This window comes from Mucilaginibacter sp. NFR10 (genome assembly GCF_900100445.1).
GTDB classification, from domain to species: domain Bacteria; phylum Bacteroidota; class Bacteroidia; order Sphingobacteriales; family Sphingobacteriaceae; genus Mucilaginibacter; species Mucilaginibacter rubeus.
On the sequence record NZ_FMTV01000013.1, the window covers coordinates 46725 to 67064 of the forward strand.

General features: G+C 43.3%; 14 protein-coding genes. 12 read left to right on the forward strand and 2 right to left on the reverse strand.

From position 1 onward, the window contains the following. Nucleotides 1-38 precede the first annotated feature (38 nt). Complete coding sequence (locus tag BLP33_RS25905; RefSeq protein ID WP_090534682.1) at nt 39-893, forward strand: NAD(P)-dependent oxidoreductase; 855 nt, start codon at nt 39-41, stop codon at nt 891-893. Nucleotides 894-1035: 142 nt separating this feature from the next. On the opposite strand, the gene BLP33_RS25910 is transcribed toward BLP33_RS25905, so the two are convergent. Further along, a complete protein-coding gene (locus BLP33_RS25910) occupies nt 1036-2439 on the reverse strand; it encodes an MBL fold metallo-hydrolase RNA specificity domain-containing protein (RefSeq protein WP_090534683.1) in 1404 nt (467 codons plus the stop codon). Between the two features lie 157 nt (nt 2440-2596). Between BLP33_RS25910 and BLP33_RS25915 the strand changes: the two genes are divergently transcribed. The 10 genes from BLP33_RS25915 to BLP33_RS25960 all read left to right on the forward strand — a co-directional run bounded on the left by BLP33_RS25915 (nt 2597) and on the right by BLP33_RS25960 (nt 17110). Further along, a complete protein-coding gene (locus BLP33_RS25915) occupies nt 2597-2968 on the forward strand; it encodes a BlaI/MecI/CopY family transcriptional regulator (protein ID WP_090534685.1) in 372 nt (123 codons plus the stop codon). A 2-nt stretch (nt 2969-2970) separates the two neighbouring features. Beyond that, nucleotides 2971-4974, forward strand: a complete 2004-nt coding sequence (locus BLP33_RS25920; protein ID WP_090534687.1) for a M56 family metallopeptidase — start codon at nt 2971-2973, stop codon at nt 4972-4974. A 121-nt stretch (nt 4975-5095) separates the two neighbouring features. Further along, on the forward strand, nt 5096-6127 hold the full coding sequence (locus BLP33_RS25925) for a LamG-like jellyroll fold domain-containing protein (RefSeq protein WP_090534689.1): 1032 nt from the start codon (nt 5096-5098) through the stop codon (nt 6125-6127). A gap of 254 nt (nt 6128-6381) precedes the next feature. Beyond that, on the forward strand, nt 6382-7149 hold the full coding sequence (locus tag BLP33_RS25930) for a class I SAM-dependent methyltransferase (RefSeq protein WP_090534691.1): 768 nt from the start codon (nt 6382-6384) through the stop codon (nt 7147-7149). Between the two features lies 1 nt (nt 7150). After that, a complete protein-coding gene (locus tag BLP33_RS25935; protein WP_090534692.1) occupies nt 7151-8287 on the forward strand; it encodes a glycosyltransferase in 1137 nt (378 codons plus the stop codon). Then, complete coding sequence (locus BLP33_RS25940) at nt 8284-9768, forward strand: oligosaccharide flippase family protein (protein WP_090534694.1); 1485 nt, start codon at nt 8284-8286, stop codon at nt 9766-9768. Before BLP33_RS25935 ends, BLP33_RS25940 begins: the two co-directional genes overlap by 4 nt. 636 nt (nt 9769-10404) lie before the next feature. Continuing rightward, on the forward strand, nt 10405-13137 hold the full coding sequence (locus tag BLP33_RS25945) for a gliding motility-associated C-terminal domain-containing protein (RefSeq protein WP_175490125.1): 2733 nt from the start codon (nt 10405-10407) through the stop codon (nt 13135-13137). Next, nucleotides 13134-14132: a PorP/SprF family type IX secretion system membrane protein gene (locus BLP33_RS25950; protein WP_090534698.1), complete on the forward strand. Its 999-nt coding sequence runs from the start codon at nt 13134-13136 to the stop codon at nt 14130-14132. The genes BLP33_RS25945 and BLP33_RS25950 overlap by 4 nt, the downstream gene beginning before the upstream one ends. 1 nt (nt 14133) lies before the next feature. After that, nucleotides 14134-16086: an OmpA family protein gene (locus tag BLP33_RS25955; RefSeq protein ID WP_090534700.1), complete on the forward strand. Its 1953-nt coding sequence runs from the start codon at nt 14134-14136 to the stop codon at nt 16084-16086. Between the two features lie 121 nt (nt 16087-16207). Next, complete coding sequence (locus tag BLP33_RS25960) at nt 16208-17110, forward strand: glycosyltransferase family protein (RefSeq protein WP_090534702.1); 903 nt, start codon at nt 16208-16210, stop codon at nt 17108-17110. An 82-nt stretch (nt 17111-17192) separates the two neighbouring features. Here the strand turns inward: BLP33_RS25960 and BLP33_RS25965 are convergent, their stop codons facing one another. Beyond that, nucleotides 17193-18386 carry an anhydro-N-acetylmuramic acid kinase gene (locus tag BLP33_RS25965; RefSeq protein WP_254780274.1) on the reverse strand — a complete coding sequence of 398 codons (1194 nt, stop codon included), beginning with the start codon at nt 18384-18386 and terminating at the stop codon, nt 17193-17195. A 442-nt stretch (nt 18387-18828) separates the two neighbouring features. Here BLP33_RS25965 and nagB point away from each other — a divergent pair. Further along, nucleotides 18829-20340, forward strand: a 1512-nt coding sequence (nagB, locus tag BLP33_RS25970; protein WP_090534704.1) for a glucosamine-6-phosphate deaminase, incomplete at its 3' end; no start/stop codon positions are given.

Sequence of the window (20340 nt, forward strand, 5' to 3'; positions counted from 1 at the left end):
CAATAAAATCTATATAAAACAAAAACAAAATAGCTATTATGAATACAGTTAAAACAGGATGGATAGGATTAGGTAAAATGGGCGTTCCAATGTCGCAGCAATTAATTAAAGCCGGATATCCGCTCAGTGTTTATAACCGAAGCAAGGATAAGGAAGAGGCGTTTAAGGCACAGGGCATTGGTATAGCTGCTTCGCCTGCCTTATTGTTGAATGCTGCTGATGTTCTTTTTATCATGGTATCAGACGATAAGGCCATTAATGATATTTTTCATGGTGATGAAGGTTTACTTGCCGCAAAAGTAAGCGGCAAAATAATCATTAACATGAGCACAGTTTCGCCTGCTATCAGTAAGGAGATGGCAGCCGCATGCAAGGCTCAAGGTAATTATTACCTGGACGCCCCGGTATCAGGCAGTGTCAAACAGGCGGAGGATGCCATGCTGGTTATCATGGCGGGAGGCGAGGCGGGTGCATTTGAGCAGGCTAAACCTATCCTCGAAAAAATGGGTAAACTGGTTATGCTGGTTGGTGGCACCGGCGCAGGTAACGCGGCTAAGCTGGCCATTAATACTTTGCTTGGCATTGTTGCACAAGGCCTTGCCGAAACAATAACGCTGGCACAACAAAATGGCATTGAAGCCGAAGCACTAACTACGCTGATCGGTAACAGTGCCCTGGGCAGCCCGTTCATCAAAATAAAAGGCGATGCCATTGTTAATAATAATTATAGCGCAGCTTTTGCATTAAAACATATCGCCAAAGATCTGCGCCTGGCTAAAGACCTCGGTTTATCTACCCCGCTTGGCGAAACTGCTTATCAAACCTACCAGGCCGCCGAAGCTGCTTTTGGCGAAGAGGATATTATCGCGGTGATAAAGCAGGTGGGAAAGTAGTAAAAACCTACTACGCGTCATGCCGAATTTATTTCGGCACCTCACATGCAAGGTGTAAGCCATGCGTGTGGACGACCTGTCCTGTGGGGTCCTGAAACAAGTTCAGGATGACGGTTAAGATAAAGCACTTGTTAGTAATGATTTACTCCAAATTAATTTTCTGGTGCTGATACGGGATCTCAACATGATGGAAACCGTGCGCTTTTATTTTCCCGGCAAAATGCTGCTGCACTTCGTACTCGCCGTGAACCAGAAATATGGTTTTTACCAATGCGGGGTCCTGGCAGGCCAGGAAATGGAGCAGGTCGTCATAATCGCCGTGGGCGCTCATTGATTTAATGGAGCGGACCTCGGCTTTTACCTCATACATTTCACCAAAAATGTGTACCTCATGGTCACCGCGCAATAACCTGCCGCCTAATGAATTTGGTTCTGCGTAACCAACCATTAAAATGGTATTCTTTTGATTATTAATATTGTTTTTAATGTGGTGCTTTACCCTTCCGGCCTCGGCCATGCCCGATGAGGAAATGATGACGCAGGGCCGCGGATCGTTATTCAGCGCCTTTGATTCCTCCACACTTTCAATAAAGCGCAAACCCTTAAATCCAAAAGGATTGGCATCGGTTTTTAAAACTTCCTGCACATTTTTATTATAAACCTCGGTGTGGTTCATCAATACTTCGGTTGCTTTTTCCGATAGCGGGCTATCTACATAATAAGGAACATCCGGCAGGATGCCTTTCAGTTCCAGGCCGTTTAAGGCGTACAATAATTCCTGCGTACGGCCAACGCTGAATGCCGGGATAATCACCTTGCCATTTTTTACTTCGCAGGTTTGTTTAATGATCTCCAGTAGTGACTCTTCAATAGGCCCCAGTTCTTTATGCAGCGAATCGCCATAGGTTGATTCCAGTAAAATATAATCGGCCTGCTCAAATGTTTGCGGGTTTTTCAACAGCAGATCGTCATAACGGCCAACATCGCCGCTAAAAGTAATGTGGGTATCCCTACCGTTTTCTGCAACAGTAATATGCACTGCCGCGCTGCCCAGAATATGCCCAGCGTCGGTAAAGTTGAATTTTACGGATGGGGTAATTTCAAACTCTTCGCCATATTCAACAATTTTGAACAGGCGAAGGGCCTCCATCACATCCTCTTCGGTGTACAAAGGATTAAGCAGCGGCAAGCCTTTGCGGATGCGGTGTTTGTTACTATACTCGGTGTCCTGTACCTGGATCTTTGCCGAATCGAGCAGCAGGATGCGTGTAAGGTCCATTGTGGCCGGGGTGCAGTAAATGTTCCCCTCAAACCCTTCGGCAACCAGCCGCGGAATTAAGCCGCAATGGTCAATATGGGCGTGCGAAAGGATCATGTGCGTTACACCTTTGGGATTAAAGCCAAAATGTTCGTTCATTTCTTCGGTTTGCTCGCCCAGTCCCTGGAACATGCCGCAGTCTAATAATATGCTGGTACCGTCGTTTAAGCGGAGTAAATGCTTGCTGCCGGTTACGTTACGGGCAGCACCATGGAAGGTTATGTTCATTTATAAAATGGTATGAAGTATCACAACGAATATGATGATTTAAAGTTTAAGAAATTAATAACTAAAAATTTAGTTGCAAATTTAAAATACATCCCTTACCTTAGTTTAACCAATTAAACACATTAATACACGAGGTATTAATATTTAAAGTACGCACATGGAAATTAAAGAGTTAACCCGCGCCGAAGAACAGATTATGCAAGTGCTTTGGCAGTTAAAAAAAGGGTATGTTAAAGACGTTATCGAACAGTTACCTGAGCCCAAGCCAGCTTACAATACGGTATCGACAATTATCCGGATCCTGGAAACAAAAGGTTTTGTTGGGCATGAAGCGTTTGGTAAAAGTCATGAGTATCACCCGGTAATCAGCAAGGAGCAATACCAGAATTTTGCTGCCGACAAATTACTGAGCGGTTATTTTGACAACTCTGTTAACCGTATGCTTTCATTTTTTGTAAAGAAAGAAAAGATCGACCTGAAAGAGGCCGATGAGATCATGAAACTGATTGAAAAACTAAAAGAAAAGTAATTATGAACTGGTGGCAATATTTATTACTGGTAAACATATACCTGTTGCTGTTTTACGGGTTTTATGTGCTTTTGCTTCGTAAAGAAACCTTTTTTCAGCTTAACAGGCTTTACCTGGTAAGTGCCGCTTTACTATCATTTATGATACCCGTTATCCAGGCCGATTGGGTGCAAAATCTATTTATTACCCAGCAGGTAAAGTATACCCTGTACAGTAGCCCGGTATTGGTTTATCACTTTAAACCTATTGAAAAATCGCCTATTAGTATAGGGGAGGTGTTGTTTATTATATATGCGGCGGGTATCGTTTTTTTATCGCTCAGATTGATCTGGCAGTTGTTTAAGCTAAAAAAGGTGATTAGTCAGCCGCAATCACAGGTATCCTATTCCTTTTTCAAAACCGTGAAATTAAATGCCGATGGGGAGGCCAATGAAGCAATTGCCACGCATGAGGATGTACATGCCAAACAATGGCATTCGGCCGATGTGTTGCTGGTTGAACTGGTGATGATCATTAACTGGTTTAACCCGATTGTTTATTTCTATCGTCGGGCGATCAAGCATATTCACGAATTTATAGCCGACAGGCATGCTGTTGAAGCCGGTACTGATAAGGCCGATTATGCCATGCTGCTTTTAAGCCAAACATTTAATACGCCTTCACACAACTTGGTTAATTCATTTTTTAACAAAAGTTTGTTGAAAGAACGTATTATCATGTTGCAAAAAAATAAATCGCACCGCATAACGCTTATTAAATACGGACTGTCGGCCCCTCTGTTTATTTTGATGATGGTACTGTCATCAGCTACAATTAATAATAGTGATACCATTACGGTCATCAACACTAAGGCCGATAAAGTTTTCTCGACGCCGGCCAGTAAAGTGGCGGAGATTACTATTGATGAGCCTCTTAAACTTGAAAGGCCGGTTGTAGCAGCTGATACCTCACCGGTATATACTGCGGTTGCCCGTTTGCCCGAGTTTCCGGGCGGGCTGGGGGCTTTTGGTAAATTTTTATCTACCAATATAAAATACCCTGCAACAGCCCGAGAACAAAAGATCCAGGGAAGGGTGATCATCACTTTTGTTGTTGAAAGGGACGGCTCGCTTTCAAATGAAAGGATTGTAAAGGGTATTACGGATGATCTGAATAACGAAGCATTAAGGGTGATAAAACTATCGCCTAACTGGAAGCCCGGTATGCAGGGAAATCGTACGGTAAGGACTCAATATTCAGTGCCTATCAGTTTTACGCTTGCTCCCAGCGATGACACTACAAAGACTACTGCACCAGTAACATTCTCAATAGCTTCGGCTCAATCAGGTTCTGATCCGGTATTTACATCAGTTGAGCAGGTGCCTGAGTTTAAGGGTGGGTTGGAAGCGTTTGGAAAGTTCCTGATGACTAACCTGAGGTATCCCAAAGCCGCCCGTGATAATAATGTTCAAGGCCGGGTGATCATAACTTTTGTTGTTGAAAAAGATGGGTCGTTATCAAACATGAAGGTTGTAAGAGGGATAGGCTCAGGTTGCGACGAGGAAGCTTTAAGAGTGCTTAGTATATCGCCGGCCTGGAAACCGGGAATCCAAAACGGAAAACCGGTAAAAGTGCAGTACTCAGTACCGATAAGCTTTACACTGGCGGGTGATAAGCCTGCAAAAGCGGGGGAAAATAAAACTGGTGCAGTTGAAAATCCATCCGGGGGCAATCAGGTTATTTACGAAGGTAGAGTGGTTACTGATACTACGAAATCTCATATCATTATTGGAGACGGGTATAATAGCAAATTAGCGCCCTTGATTATTATCGATGGGGTAGCCCTGGCCCAGGGTACATCGTTAAGTAAAATTAATTCGAACGATATCGAACAGATAAGTGTGTTAAAAGATAAAAATACTGTGGCTATTTACGGCGAGAGGGCCGTAAATGGTGTTGTGCTGGTGACTACAAAAACAGCTGCTAAGAAAAAGGCAGCAATGAAAACCATTATAAAGGATAATTAATTTCGGCAAAATATGCGACTTTAACACTAATTTATTATAAAATGCGATGAGGTGACAGTGGGAATTTTTGTAACTGAGATGAACTTATTATATTTGCAGCTAACAACCATGACCTTATCATATGAAGAAATTTTATCCTTTGTCGTTGCTGGTAGCATTATATGCATTTGCACACACGTCCTGTACCAAAATTGCAGACCAACCTAAACCGGTAACCGACAGTACAAAAACTCTTAGTGAAATTTCATTGCGGGATACGCTTACCATGTATACCGGGCAGGCAGTACAATTAGACGTAAAGGTTCGGCCTATAAATTTTGACACAACGAAGCTGGTTTGGTTGTCATCAGATACCTCAATTATAACTGTTAGCAAATTAGGCCGTATCGAAGCCAAAGGTGAAGGAAATGCAAAAGTTTCGGTGAGCAATGCTGAAAAAACAAAATCAATAAGCTGTATCGTAACCGTTAAAGACAGCCTTAAGGTTGGCCTTATAGCTTATTATCCTTTTGGCGCCAATACATCTGACGTGTCTGGCAACGGTAACAATGGCTCCGGATATAATTTAACACAGGTTGCTGATAGATTTGGGAATGCTAATAGTGCTTACTATTTTAATGGATTTAATAGCTACATCGTTGTCAAAGACAAACAAACACTCAGGCTATCTCATACAGATTTTACAATTACTACCTGGGTGAAGCTTGATGCATATAATAATTCATTTGCTTCACAGATAATAGCTAAAAGATTGCCAGGGTTAGGTAATGGATGGAATCTTTCTATCTCCGGGTATGACTTTGTATCTACCGGGCAGGGTGGTTTGGGATTGGTTACCTTTAACGAAGGAGCCAGTCCTTTAACAATACTTACCAGTGGAGCTGTTGCTTTGAATAACTGGCATATGGTAACCTCTGTGTATAATTATACTACTCACACCCTATCGCTTTATATTGATGGTGTAAAAGATAGTACATTTGACGGGTTTGCTTCTCCAAATATCACGATAGCCGCAGACGCTTACATTGGTAAAGATAATCCTGATGTACCCTCTCCCGGATACTTCCTGAAAGGCGCTTTGGACGATATGCGTTTGTATGACAGGGTGCTTTCGGATAAAGAAATTAAAAAACTGTATACTGCAATACATTAATTCCGACCATATTAATAAAGTGAAACAGGTTTTTCCTTTTGGAAGAACCTGTTTCACTTTAAAGCCTACTCGTGAAAAACTACAATAAAACTGTTAATTTAGCCGCATGAAATGCTACGACCGATTATACACCTTTGTTAAGATAAAACGCAGGTACAGCGTGGCTGCGCTATCTGTATAATTGTTGCCCAAAACCCCCTTTAATATTATTTATTAACTTTGTACCTGCAAAGCATAGCTTTATATCCTCTGTAATGACTGAAAATCCGAACCGCGAAAACGTTGTGTCTTATTATGATGAGCACGTCAAAAACAAGCTTAATGATTACATAGTAGTGAACCCTCGTATTGAGTTTGGGTGGGAAACTATTAGGCGTTTTACGCCTTCAGCACCGGTCCGCATTTTGGAAGTAGGTTGTGGTATGGGCAATATATGTTCGCGGATGCGTAAATACTGGCCCGATGCCGTTATTACTGGAATTGATATCAGCACGATGTCTATCCAGATTGCTCAAAAGCTTTTTGGCGACAGCAAGCTCAATTTTAAGGAAAGCATCCTTACCCCCGATACCTTTAATGAGCAGTTTGATCTGATTGTTTTTATGGATGTGTATGAACATATAGCTGTTACAGACAGGCCTGCTGTTCATGCCGCGCTTGCAAAAATATTGCGCAATAAAGGCCGCATTGTTTTAACGGTCCCTACACCGGCTAACTTAAAATGGTCGTTAGTTAATAAGCCCGAAACCATGCAGCCTGTTGATGAGCATATATCTTTTGAGGTTATTGGTAAATTGGCTGCAGATACTGGTACTGAGGTAATCCTGTACGAACTCAAAAACGTGTGGAACGTAGGCGACTATGCACACATCGTATTGGAAAAAAATGACGATTTCGAAGCCGCGTTCTTTCATCCAAAACCGGTAACCGCGTCACAACGCAGCCGAAGGATCTTTAATAAGGCGATGTATAAAATGGGCAGTTTCTTCCGCCGGTATTATGTCCGTAAAAAGTTAGGTTGAAATGAGCCAGGCGTATAATTTATGCATCATAAAGCCCAATAAGTCTGCTTTTTCCGAGACCTTCATACAAGCGCATATTGATGGCCTGGCTGGTAATAAAAAAGTTTTATACGGCGGCGCCTTTCCTGTTTATGATCATGAAGGTAAAACCCTGATCCGCTCAAAACTGGGCTTGCTGAGTTATCTCATCCAAAAAAGAATCTTTAAGAGGAAAAATATCAAGGTACGTACCTGCGCCTTGTATAAATATTTAAAAGAGCATAAAATAGATGCTGTATTTGCTGAATATGGCATGGTTGGCGCATCTGTTACTGAAGCTTGTAAATTAGCCGGAGTTCTCCTGATTATTCATTTTCATGGAGCCGATGTTTATCATCGCGATACAGTTGCTGAGTATGCCGAACTTTACCAGGATGCATTTAAGTACGCGAGTGCCTTTATTGCTGTATCGGTAGATATGGCTGCTACTTTGAAAGAAATGGGGGCTCCTGCCGATAAAGTGTTTACCGCTTCATGTGGAGTGGATACTGCTGCTTTCCCTTTACTTGATACATCAGCCTCCGCTAAAGATTTTTTATTCGTAGGGCGTTTTGTTGAAAAAAAATCTCCTCAATCCTTAGTTAAGGCCTTTAAAATTTTACAGGAAAAACACCCCGATGCCAGGCTGTGGATGGTTGGGGGCGGACCGCTGTTTGATGAAACCCGGGAGCTGATTGCCAACCTTGGGCTTAATGAGCAGGTTACGCTTACCGGGGTATTAAAGCCTGAAGAAATACGCACGTTAATGAAAACCATGCGGGCATTTGTACAACACTCGGTTACAGCGGCCAATGGCGACAAAGAAGGTACCCCGGTTACCGTGCTCGAAGCATCATCATCAGGTTTGCCGGTAGTTTCAACCCGCCATTCGGGAATCAAGGAAGCTGTTATTGATGGCGAGACAGGCTTTTTGGTTGATGAATACAATATAGCCGGAATGGCCGAAAGAATGAGCATCCTTGCGGAATCGGTTGAATTATCCGTGCAAATGGGTAAAGCGGCGCGGAACCACATGATTAATAATTATGATATTCACATGCGCATCGCTTTGCTTGATCATATTATCCAAAGCAGCATCAGCAATAACAAAATTAAATGAACCTATTACAAAAACAGGGATTTTTTAACAGCCTCATATTGTATGCGGGAGTTGCTTTAGGTTTCTTTAACCTTATCATTCTTTTTCAGCGGATCCTTACCACAGAAGAGATCGGTTTTTTTATTTTAATGGGGACTATATCGCTGCTTTATGCACAGTTTGCAGGATTAGGTATTGGTAATATCATTCTTAAATATTTCCCTTACTATCGCAGCGACGATAAAAAACATGGCGGTTTCGCATCTTTTGTTACTGTTTGGAGCCTGATAGGTTTTGCGATCTTCACGGTGCTTTTTGTAGTTTTTAAGGATTTTATTATTAGTTACTATAAGAATAAGAATGGAGCTCCGCTACTAATCAGGTATTTCTATTACCTTATTCCTTTGTCATTTTTTACGCTGGTATTTTCTGTTCTGGAAAACCTGGCGCTTACGGTATTTAAAAATGTACTTTCTTCCTTTTTGCGCGAAGTAGGGTTACGTTTGTTCACAACCGCGGGCGTTTTGCTCATAGCCATTAAGCTGGTTGATTATCATGTTTTTTTGATGATATATATAACAGCTAACCTGGTGGCTGTATTGGTGTTGCTTGCCTATATTAGCAAAGGCCGGCACTTTAAGTTTTCGACTGTTGGTGCTCAGCTGCTAAGCGAAAGAAAAACGTTTTTGAGCTATGGCATTTTTACGGTATTAAGTGGCAGCTCCTTTGTAATGATCCAGAACCTTGATACCCTGATGCTGAGCATGCTTACCAAAGAGTCATTTAGTTATGTAGGTATTTATGGTACGTTTTTCGCCATTGCGGTAGTGATAAGTTTACCGGCCAAGGCATTGAGCCGCACCTCACTGCAGATCATAGCCCAGTCATGGGTTACTAATGATTTGGCCAAGATTGGTAAAATTTATTACAAAACATCAGTAGTACAAATGCTTATCGGCTGCCTGCTTTTCATAGGCTTGGTTATTAACAGGTCGTTTATTATAATGTTGTTACATAAACCTGAGTACGCCAATTATTTCAATGTATTTATTATAGTGGGCGTGGCCTTTCTGGTTGATATGACAGGAGGGTTAAATGGCTACATCATGAATGTATCTAAATATTACAAGCTTACCACTGTTTTTATTGTTTCGGGGGTGGTTTTTTGTGTGCTGTCAAATTTGGTTCTGATACCTATGTTAGGTATGATGGGAGCTGCCTTATCATACCTGATCACCATGTTTGTACTAAACTTTGCTTATTGGCTGTTTGTTAAAATTAAGTTTAACCTGCAGCCTCTCGCAATGGCACACGTATATATATTACTGATCTTTACGGTTTGCCTGCTTATCGGGCTTTATCTTCCCTCGTTAAAGAATCTATTTGCAGATATGATTTACAGATCGGTTATCGTGGGCATGGTTTACGTGTTTTTGGCATATATTTTAAAAATTTCAGAAGATATTAATATAGTATTTGATCGCATCCTGAAAAAGGTATGAGTTAAGTTGTATTAATTGCTATAGTATTCCAGGCCTTTATATAGTTTTATTGCCGCCGCGTTCACAATAATATTGCCGTTTATGTTATTAGCCGGGCCGCATTTACCGTTTATGGTTAATTAAATAAAACCGCTACCGGCGCAGGTTGCCCTTCATCAGTCCCTTATTGAATGTACTTCATGTAAATTGAATTATCGATAACTCATGGTTTTTTACATCATGCACTCAACCGGTACGGGTTTGCACTCACCTTTAAAAGGTAAAATTTGTAACAGCTTCAATTGCAGTAAAGCTTAGTTTGAAATTTTTTGATAATGTGAACATTATAATTAATTATATCGTAGAAGGGCTTAGGATACCGTTGTAATATAACGTTATTAATAAACCTGGATTAACAATAAAATAATTAATTAACATAACTGATTGGGTCAACTTAACGCTGGTTGGCGTTGAAACCGTTTGATTAGTGATTAAATATTTTGAAAGTTTAGTAATATGAAAGATAATTATTATCATTATCCGTTAATTTAAGCTATGCACCCTAAACCTGCACTTCTATATAAAATAGTATTATGGGCAATATTTTGCCTGTTTTTTCTCCCGTCCGCTGGTTTTAGCCGGGCATTTGAAAACCCATTGACTGTTAACACGGAGCCGCGGTCTGTTGAACCACGGTTTACTACATACCATATTACGGTTGCCCCCCTGCAGGCAATTACCATTTGCTCCGCTGCTGCAGCTGTACTTAACGGCGATATAAAAAACACAGTGCCCGACAGTTATCTATGGCAAATAAATAACAACGGGAACTGGGTAAATGCGCCGTCGGCAAATACTCAAAAAGATTATATCACATCTTCGTTAACAAATACATCTGCTTCGAGTATTGTATACAGCCTTCGCCGCAAGATCTCTATCGCCGGCGTAGTAGATTATGATTCTTATTATGATGTTACCGTAAGGCCGATAGCAGCGGTAAACAACAATACGATAGTAGCGCCGGCTGTTACCCAATTTTGTTCAACAGGCAATCCAACAGCTATTACAGGCAGTGCGCCCGGGGGGGGCGATGGTACTTTTTCATATCAATGGCAATCATCCACAGATAACGCAACATTTAATGATATTTCGGGTGCTGTATCAAAAAACTATGACCCGCCGGTGCTAAACAATGATACTTATTATCGCCGTATGGTTTCGTCCGGGGCATGTACAACTCCGGCGCTTAGTAATGTGGTGCTCCTTAAGGTTTCAACGCCACCACCACCTCCATCACCTGCAGCGTCAACAATAACCATTTGCCAGGGAACCCCGGCTACATTGACAGTTGCCTCACCGCAGGCCGGGTTTACGTATAACTGGTATGATTCGTCGACTAAAATCACGGTGCTTGCTACAGGTACCTCATACACTACTCCTGTTTTAAACGCAGGAAAAAATTATTATGTCGAAGCATCAAACGGCACTTGCGGCAGCCAGTTAGCAACAATACAGGTAAAGGTTACCCTGGCGCCTGCTGTGCCTCAGTTTTCTCAAACAACGGTTACTGCCTGTATGGGCTCAACAGTAACACTCAGTGTACAAAATTCGCAAAGCGGTGTTATTTATAACTGGTATAGTACTGCAACTGATGCCAATATTTTGCATACCGGCAGTACTTTCGTATTGCAAAATGTAACATCAGCGATAACTTATTATGTAGAGGGACTTAGTTCAACAGGTTGCAGTTCTACATCACGCGGAAAGATAAGTTTAACTGTTAAGCCCGTGATAGCGGTAACCAATAATCAGATCACAGCCCCCACAGTTACTGATTTTTGTGTAACCGGTAACCCTTCGGCAATTACGGGCAGCACGCCTGCCGGTGGTGACGGTACTTTTTCATACCAATGGCAGTCATCTGCCGATAATATAACCTTTGCTAATATTGCCGGGGCCACATCAAAAAGCTATGACCCGCCGGTATTAAGCAAGGGCGCTTACTACCGCCGTATAGTATCATCAGGTACCTGTACAACCCCAATGGTAAGTAATGTGATCAGTGTTCAGGTTTTAACACCTCCGCCTGCACCGTCGCCCGTAGCATCGGGCCTAACCATTTGCCAGGGAACCGCAGCCACGTTAACGATTAGTTCGCCGCAGGCCGGGTTAACTTACAACTGGTATGATTCGCCTGCTAAAACTACAATACTTGCCACGGGTACTACCTACAAAACACCCGTTTTAAACGCAGGCAAAAGTTATTATGTTGAGGCATCTAACAGCGCCTGCAGCAGTCCTTTAACAACAATACAGGTAACTGTTTCGCCATTGCCGGCGGTGCCGCAATTTACACAAAGCACCGTTAGCGTTTGCTCCGGCTCCGCAACAACAATTACCATACAAAACGCGCAAAGCGGTATTGTTTATAACTGGTACGGCAGCGCCACCGATGCTAACATTTTACATACCGGAACCAGTTATACAATTAGCAACGTAACAGCGGCAACAACCTATTATGTACAGGCTGTTAACGCTGCAGGGTGCGGTTCTTCGGCCCGGGGGACGGTTAGTGTAGCTATCATTCCGTTGCCGGTGGTTACAGTAAGCAGTTCGGGAACTTCTGTTTGCCCGGGCACCAGTGCCACATTAACCGCGTCCGCATCAGGCGGGGCAGTTATTTCCTGGTATGATGCACCGACCGGTGGAAACCTGCTTGCTCAGGGCAATACATATGTTACGGCTAACTTAACATCGGCAAAAAATTATTATCTGGAAGCGACCAACAACACCGGGTGCAACAGCAGCGGAAGAGTTACAGTGCAGGTACAGATGACCAAGCCGCTTGATGCGCCGGTGGTAACGGTTGGCGAAGTTACCTCATCGAGCGTAGCTTTTGAGTGGAGCGCGGTAAGTGGCGCTACCAGTTACCTGGTAAGTACCAACAATGGTTTAACCTATACCGCGCCAAGTTCGGGCAGTAACGGTTTAACGCATAAAGTGAGCGGCCTTGGCTTAAACGAATCAGTGACCATCACAGTGAAGGCTTTGGGAGCATCGTCATGTACGCTTAGCGGGGCTTCGGTCGCGGTTACCGCCGCCACCATCGATAATAACAATGTAATATATGTAGCCAACAACTTTACCCCCAATGGCGACGGAAATAACGATATTATTTATGCACATGGAAAAAATATAAAAACACTTTCCTTTAATGTGTATGACCAATGGGGACAATTGGTTTTTACATCAACCGATGTTAACAAAGGATGGGATGGTTATTATAAAGGCTCATTGATGCCCGTGGGTGTATACGTATACTATTTAAAAGCGGCAATGAATAACGGGGCGGAATTGAATAAAAAAGGAACAATTACGCTATTAAGATGAAGAAACTACTACTCATTATTACAATAGCGCTGCAGTTTGCAGTTGCGGGAACGGTGAAGGCGCAGGTTGATCCGCATTTTTCACAGTATTACGCTTACCCGCTTTGGCTCAACCCTGCGCTTACGGGCGTTTTTGACGGCGATACGCGCTTATCTGCCAACTACAGGGACCAGTGGGCAAACATCAACAATGGCTACCGCACAGCAGGTGTATCGGCCGATTTCAAGCCAACCGATAAAGTGGGCATCGGCCTTAATATCCTTGATCAAAAAGCAGGCACTGCCGGGTACAATTACTTTACAGCTTATGGTTCATTCGGTTATGGCATAACGCTGTCAGGTGATGGTAATCAGCGGCTGCATTTCGGTTTGCAGGCGGGTGTTATCAGCCGTAGTTTTGATCCGGGTAAGCTCCAGTCTGATAACCAGTACGACCCGAACAGCGGCTTCGACCCTACATTGCCCAATTTCGAAAATTTTGGTTATTCATCAAAAACGGTATTTGATGCAGGCGCAGGTATCTATTGCTATAACGCCGACCCAATGAATAAAGCCAATTTGTTTGGCGGACTTAGTATTAACCATATCAATGATGTAACAGATCCATTTGCCGCGGGTGGTATAGCCAGCAAATTGCCTATGCGGTTTACTGCGCATGGCGGTGTCCGTATAAAAGCGTCTGATTTTTTTGACCTGATCCCGAACGCAGTTTACGTTAAACAAGGCAAAGGCGAGATCAAAGCTTTCGGACTATATTCTGAACTTAAGTTTGCCGATGATAACGGCCTGGTACTCGGTGGTATGGTCCGGGTACAGGATGCTGCAATTGCCAACGTTGGTTACCATATCCGCAGGATGGTGATTGGTGCCAGTTATGATTTTAATACTTCAGGGCTTCGCGCGGTTACATCAGGCCGCGGCGGTTTTGAACTATCAATAAGCTATATATTTAGTCGCTACACTGATTCCCCGGCCCCAATTTGCCCAAGGATATAATATGAAAAAACTATTACCCTATTTCTTACTATTGTTTTTTCCGTTGGTTTCATTTGGACAGGCGAAAAACTACAGGGCACTGGCCGACACTGCCTTTAACAGGCATGAGTACTATACTGCCGCCTATTATTACAAGCATATTGCCGATGGTACAACCGATGAGCCAAAAAGCAATCTGCCGCGTTCATCAGCAGTAAAAAAAATCAATTCAAAAAAGGCTGAGTCTAATCAATACATCATTTATCGCCTGGCCGAATCATACCGCCTGTATAAAGATTATACTGATGCTACCATTTGGTATGCCCAATTGGCTAAGGAAGCACCAACTGCCCAATATCCGTTAGTACCGCTTTGGTACGGCATCTGCCTGCAGGCAAACGGGAAGTATAATGAAGCTTTGGTCCAGTTAAAGCAGTTTGCAGACAACGCTCCCGATCCGCAGTATGCCGCTCTCGCTAAAAAAGAAATAATCTCGTGCGAATATGCCTTGAAGCAATTGGGACACCCGCGCGCCGTTGATGTATCGGCTTTAGTGTTCTTAAATAAAGACCAGGGCGACTACGCCCTTACCGTTAACCTGGGCAGGTATTGGTTTACCTCATCACGCCTGGTTGATAAGGATAAGTTTTATACCAACAGGGTTTATAGTTCGGCCATCCTCGATTCAACTAAAGCGCTTGCCACAAACTTTAACGCGTTTGATAAAGAGGGGCAAATTGAATATGCTACACCTGCGCTTGATGGTACCGGCACCAGGATGTACCTTACCCGCTGGTATAAAAAGAACGGGAAAACAGTATCTGCCATTTATTTTAGTCAACTGGTAAACAGCATATGGCAGCAGCCGGTAAGGCTGAATAATACTGTTAATGCCGAAGGCTATAATTCCAAACACCCTTTTGTTAGCGCTGATGGCCGGCGATTGTTTTTCTCATCCGACAGGCCCGGCGGTGAAGGCGGTGACGACATTTGGGAAAGTAACCTTGATGATGCCGGGCAGCCGAAAACTGTAAGTAACCTGGGCGATGCGGTAAACACAGCATATGATGAACAGTCGCCATATTATGACCAGGCCGATAAAGTGTTGTTTTTTAGCTCGAATGGTTTTACCGGTATGGGCGGCTTTGATGTTTACCGCAGCGAAGGAGATTTTGGTCGTTGGTCGGCCCCGGTTAATTTAGGTTACCCGGTTAACTCATCTAAAGACGACTTGTACTACAGCCTTGATCCAACCAATCCAAATAAATTCTACCTGAGTTCGGCACGCGGCTCTGACTGCTGCTTAAGCCTGTTTACCGGGCAGTATAAGTTTTTATATATCAGTGGCCGTGTAATTGATTGCCGCACTAATGGTGGTATGGCAGGGGCAAGGGTGATCCTTAAAGATCCGGACGTAAAAATGGGTTTGGCTGTTAAAGTAACCGATGCCAAAGGCGATTATGTTTTCCAGGTAAAGGAAAAACTGCCAAGGTATAAACTGGAGATTTCGCAAAAGGGGTACTTTACCAAAGTTATTCCTGCACCGATAGTAAAGCCGGGTATTGATACGCTCATTAACCCCGAAATTTGCCTGCAGAATTATAAGATCAATGTTCAGATAACTATCGAGAATATTTATTTTGATTTTGGTAACGCCCATCTCCGATCCGAATCATTTGATACGCTGGATAAACTGGTGGCCATCATGAACGATAACCCTAAAATTAAGATCGAGCTTGGCTCGCATACCGATGGGATAGGCACCGACGCCGCTAACATGAAATTATCGCAGGCCCGCGCGGAGGCTTGTGTTGATTACCTGTTATTGCAAGGTATTAAGTCTGCACGCATTACAGCCCGCGGGTACGGGAAAAGAATGCCCGTTGCCCCAAACAAATTACCAAATGGCAAGGATAACCCTGCAGGCAGACAGCTTAACCGGCGGACCACATTTACGGTAAAATCGGCAGAATAAAAACAAATTATTTTATTTGTTTGCAATCGGAAGGTTATGGTATAATTTTGCCTTGCAAATTAAATGCCCGACTTAATGCAAGGCGTTTAAATTGCAATACCTGATCTGCTGAAATCATACCATGCAAAATCTTGCCCCGATAGCTCTTTTTGTTTATAACCGGCCCGACCATACCCGCCGTACCATCAGTTATTTGCAGCAAAATTTACTGGCCGATGAATCGCGCCTGTACATTTTTTGTGATGCAGCCAAAACTGATGCCGATAAGCCAAAGGTTGAGCAGGTGAGGCAACTGGTAAAAGATGTAAGCGGTTTTAAATCGGTAAAAGTTATTTTGCGTAATCATAATCTCGGTCTGGCCGAATCCATCATCAGCGGGGTAACACAGTTGGTGTATGAATATGGCAAAGTGATTGTTTTTGAAGACGATCTGTTATCTTCGCCATATACTTTGCAGTATTTTAATGACGCATTAACAAAATATGCAAACCAGGAACAGGTAATGCATATCGGCGCCTATATGTACAATTTGCATGACAAAAAACTGCCCGAAACATTCTTTTATCGTGCAGCCACCAGCTGGGGCTGGGCAACCTGGGCCCGCGCCTGGAAAAACTTTGAACCCGATGTTGATAAGCTGATTGCTCAGTTTGATACGCTGAAAATAGCCCGCTTTTCGATAGAAGGCAAAATGAATTTCTGGAAACAGATAGAGCAGTTTAAAGCCGGTAAAAATAATTCATGGGCCATTCGCTGGTATGCCTCTATTTTTTTGAAGAACGGGTTGACATTGAACCCGTCGCAGTCGCTTATTCAAAATATAGGCCATGATGGTACTGGCGTACACTCCAATAAAGAGGATATGTACCATGTGCAAATGGGACGCAAACAGGTAACGCAATTTCCCGACACCATAGAGGAGAATGAAGAGGCTTATAAGGCGATCAAAAATTTCCTGGCAAACAGAAAGGGTACCTTGCTGCAGCGGATCAGAAGGTTCGTGAAGCAGCAGATGGGGCGATAAGCTATTTGGAGCGTTTACAGCGCAAATGTATAGACGTATGTGATGTTTCTCTGCGTTGGAAATAATCAATTTGAACTTCCCGTTAAACCGGGAAGCAGAATTTCCCCATCAATACTGCCGGGTTAACACCGATCCTGATCGGCCCACCGCATAAGGCTTCATTGCCTAATAAAGCAAATAATATAGCTTCTTTGGCATCGGGGTTGATCCCCAGTAAACTGCTATCCTCTATTGTCGCTTGGGGCAATAGTTTTTTTAATTCCCCAATAACAAATGGGTTTCGTGCCCCGCCGCCGCTGGTAAAAATTTTAACATGATCCCCTGCGATATTTTCCTTAACAAAACCGGCTATAGATGCCGCTGTGAAGGCACTTAGGGTACAAATAAGATCTTCACCACTAATCTTCACGGTACCTGACCGTTGCTGTGCTTCAGCAACCATGGCAAGGTTGAACAGTTCTGGTCCGGTGGTTTTAGGGCCTTTTTCATCAAAAAACGAATGGGAGAGGAGCGCCGTTAATAGATCTTTATTTACCCGCCCCTTGTAAGCGATGACCGAATCCTCATCAAAAGGCTTATCAAAATATTTTCGGCAGGCAGCATCGATGAGTGTATTGCCGGGGCCAATATCTGTGCAGAGCACGCGGTTAAAATCACCGTCGCCAGGAAGCCAGGTTAAATTAGCAATGCCTCCTATGTTTAACAGCACCCGGTTTTGGCCGGTTTTATTGCCCAATAATACATCACCATATAAAGCCAGCGGAGCGCCTTCTCCTCCGGCAGCAATATGCTTTTGCCTGAAATCGCTGATGGTTAGTATGCCGGTTTTTACGGCGATATGATCGCCGTCGCCAATTTGCAGCGTGGCATTAGGGTAGTTTTTATGCTGATGTAAACGCTGGGGGGCATGGTAAATAGTTTGACCATGACTGGCGATAAAATCAACCTCCTTTGGGTCGATTTTCCATTGACCAAGTGCCTGTAATATCAGTTCGGCGTGATAGCTGCCGATATAAGCGTTAAGTAAAGTTACCTTTTCAAGATCTGCATTACGCCGGGCAAATACCTGCTGAACTTGCAGCTTAAAGTCATCCGGATAGGGGATTGTGATAAATTGTACCAGCTCAAAATGAGTGCTTAAACCATTACCGGTAAATTTGCACAGGGCAATGTCAAGCCCGTCCAATGAGGTACCAGACATTAGGCCGATGCCCGTTTTTGATGGTTTTTGAGCGATGCTAAACAGGTGCTGCAGGTTATGGTTCAATGCTATCATGGGCTTAAATTACTATTTGTACGGCAACCCGCAAAAGTTGGGGCAAATGCATTTAATATTTTAGTGACGATGATTTGTTGTTAATATAGCAACGAAATAAGATAATGATATTGGCAAACTATCAGTATCAAATGATACTTGTTTTATGGCCTGATGCCGGTTAAACGGGCCAGGTTTCATCAGCACTTGATTTTGTCAATAACAGGGGCAAACGTTTGGATGTGTTAATTGCTCGAAAATATCAGTTTAGTGTAACCCGTGGTCGTATTTAAACTATTGATTATTAATGTTTTGTATTTTAAAGGTTTGAAATGTGTTAACCCGTGTTAACCCCATTTAGATGGGTTAACACTACCGCAAAAGTTAAAATAATAACGGCACTATGTAAATATCTGATATATTTGTTTACAACAACTAACCTCATTTTCATTTCCTAAGATTCATGGCACGATTAAATTTATTGGAAGAGACACGTTACGAGAAGTTACCGGTAAGCGTATATAGCAACCAGCACGAAGCCTCGGTAGCGGTAGCGAACCGGATAGCAGATCTGATCCGCACAAAACAAGCTAAAGGCGAAAAAGCGGTATTAGGGCTTGCCACCGGTGTAACCCCGATAGGGGTTTATGCCGAACTGGTAAGACAGCACAAAGAAGCAGGCTTGAGCTTTAAGAATGTGATCACTTTCAACCTGGATGAGTACTACCCCATGAAGCCTACAGCAGCACAAAGCTATGTAACCTTCATGTACGAAAACCTGTTCAGCCATATTGATATAGATAAAGCCAATGTGCACATCCCGGATGGTACACTGGATAAAGAAGCCGTAGCAGGCTACTGCCTGGCTTACGAAAAGCAGATTGAAGAACTGGGCGGCTTAGACCTTCAGATCCTGGGTATCGGTCGTACAGGCCACATCGGTTTCAACGAGCCGGGTTCGGCACCAAACTCAGGTACCAGGATGGTTACTTTAGATGACCTGACCAGGAGTGATGCTTCAAGAGATTTTGGTGGTAAGGCGAATGTGCCAACCAAAGCGATCACGATGGGTATCGGTACTATTTTCAAAGCCAGAGAAATCATATTGATGGCCTGGAATAAGAAGAAAGCGCCGATCATCAAGAAAGCGGTAGAAGGGGAGATCTCGGGCGAAGTACCTGCCACTTACCTGCAACTATCACAACATGTAGAGTTTGTACTGGATGCAGATGCCGCGTCAGAACTGACCAGGTTTGATACCCCATGGCTGGTGAAAGATTGTGTGTGGGATAACCAGTTAAAGAAAAAGGCTGTGATCTGGTTGGCGAATGAGGTTAACAAACCGGTACTGAAACTAACGGAAGAAGATTACAATAACCACGGCATGGCCCAACTTGCAGTAGAGCAGGGCCCTGTATACAATATCAACATTGATATCTTTAACCAGATTCAGCATACCATTACCGGCTGGCCGGGTGGTAAACCGGATGCGGATGATTCGCAAAGACCGGAAAGGGCACTGCCTGCTAAAAAACGCTCAATCATTTTCTCACCGCACCCGGATGATGACGTGATCTCGATGGGCGGTACATTTATTCGTTTGGTAGACCAGGGGCATGATGTACACGTAGCTTACCAAACCTCAGGAAATACCGCGGTATGGGATGATGACGTGCTAAGGTACATGGAATTTGCCATCGACTTTACAAAAAGCATCGGCGAAGACACCACCCATCTTCAAAAATCATATGAAGACATGCGTGCCTTCTTCCCAACCAAACAACCAAACGAAATTGATACCCAGGAGATCAGGAATGTGAAAGGCTTTATCAGGAAAACAGAAGCTATATCAGGTGCAAGGTATGCGGGCTTACAGGATGATCATATCCACTTTATGGCATTGCCGTTTTACGAAACCGGTAAAACCAAAAAGAATTCGGTAGGTGAGGAAGATATTCAATTGACTATCGACCTG

Coding starts and splice junctions, on each gene's coding strand:
- BLP33_RS25950 (WP_090534698.1), top strand. CDS start 13,134: ATGAAGAAACTACTACTCATTATTACAATAGCGCTGCAGTTTGCAGTT.
- BLP33_RS25955 (WP_090534700.1), top strand. CDS start 14,134: ATGAAAAAACTATTACCCTATTTCTTACTATTGTTTTTTCCGTTGGTT.
- BLP33_RS25925 (WP_090534689.1), top strand. CDS start 5,096: ATGAAGAAATTTTATCCTTTGTCGTTGCTGGTAGCATTATATGCATTT.
- BLP33_RS25910 (WP_090534683.1), bottom strand. CDS start 2,439: ATGAACATAACCTTCCATGGTGCTGCCCGTAACGTAACCGGCAGCAAG.
- BLP33_RS25930 (WP_090534691.1), top strand. CDS start 6,382: ATGACTGAAAATCCGAACCGCGAAAACGTTGTGTCTTATTATGATGAG.
- BLP33_RS25940 (WP_090534694.1), top strand. CDS start 8,284: ATGAACCTATTACAAAAACAGGGATTTTTTAACAGCCTCATATTGTAT.
- BLP33_RS25915 (WP_090534685.1), top strand. CDS start 2,597: ATGGAAATTAAAGAGTTAACCCGCGCCGAAGAACAGATTATGCAAGTG.
- BLP33_RS25920 (WP_090534687.1), top strand. CDS start 2,971: ATGAACTGGTGGCAATATTTATTACTGGTAAACATATACCTGTTGCTG.
- BLP33_RS25935 (WP_090534692.1), top strand. CDS start 7,151: ATGAGCCAGGCGTATAATTTATGCATCATAAAGCCCAATAAGTCTGCT.
- BLP33_RS25960 (WP_090534702.1), top strand. CDS start 16,208: ATGCAAAATCTTGCCCCGATAGCTCTTTTTGTTTATAACCGGCCCGAC.
- BLP33_RS25905 (WP_090534682.1), top strand. CDS start 39: ATGAATACAGTTAAAACAGGATGGATAGGATTAGGTAAAATGGGCGTT.
- BLP33_RS25965 (WP_254780274.1), bottom strand. CDS start 18,386: ATGATAGCATTGAACCATAACCTGCAGCACCTGTTTAGCATCGCTCAA.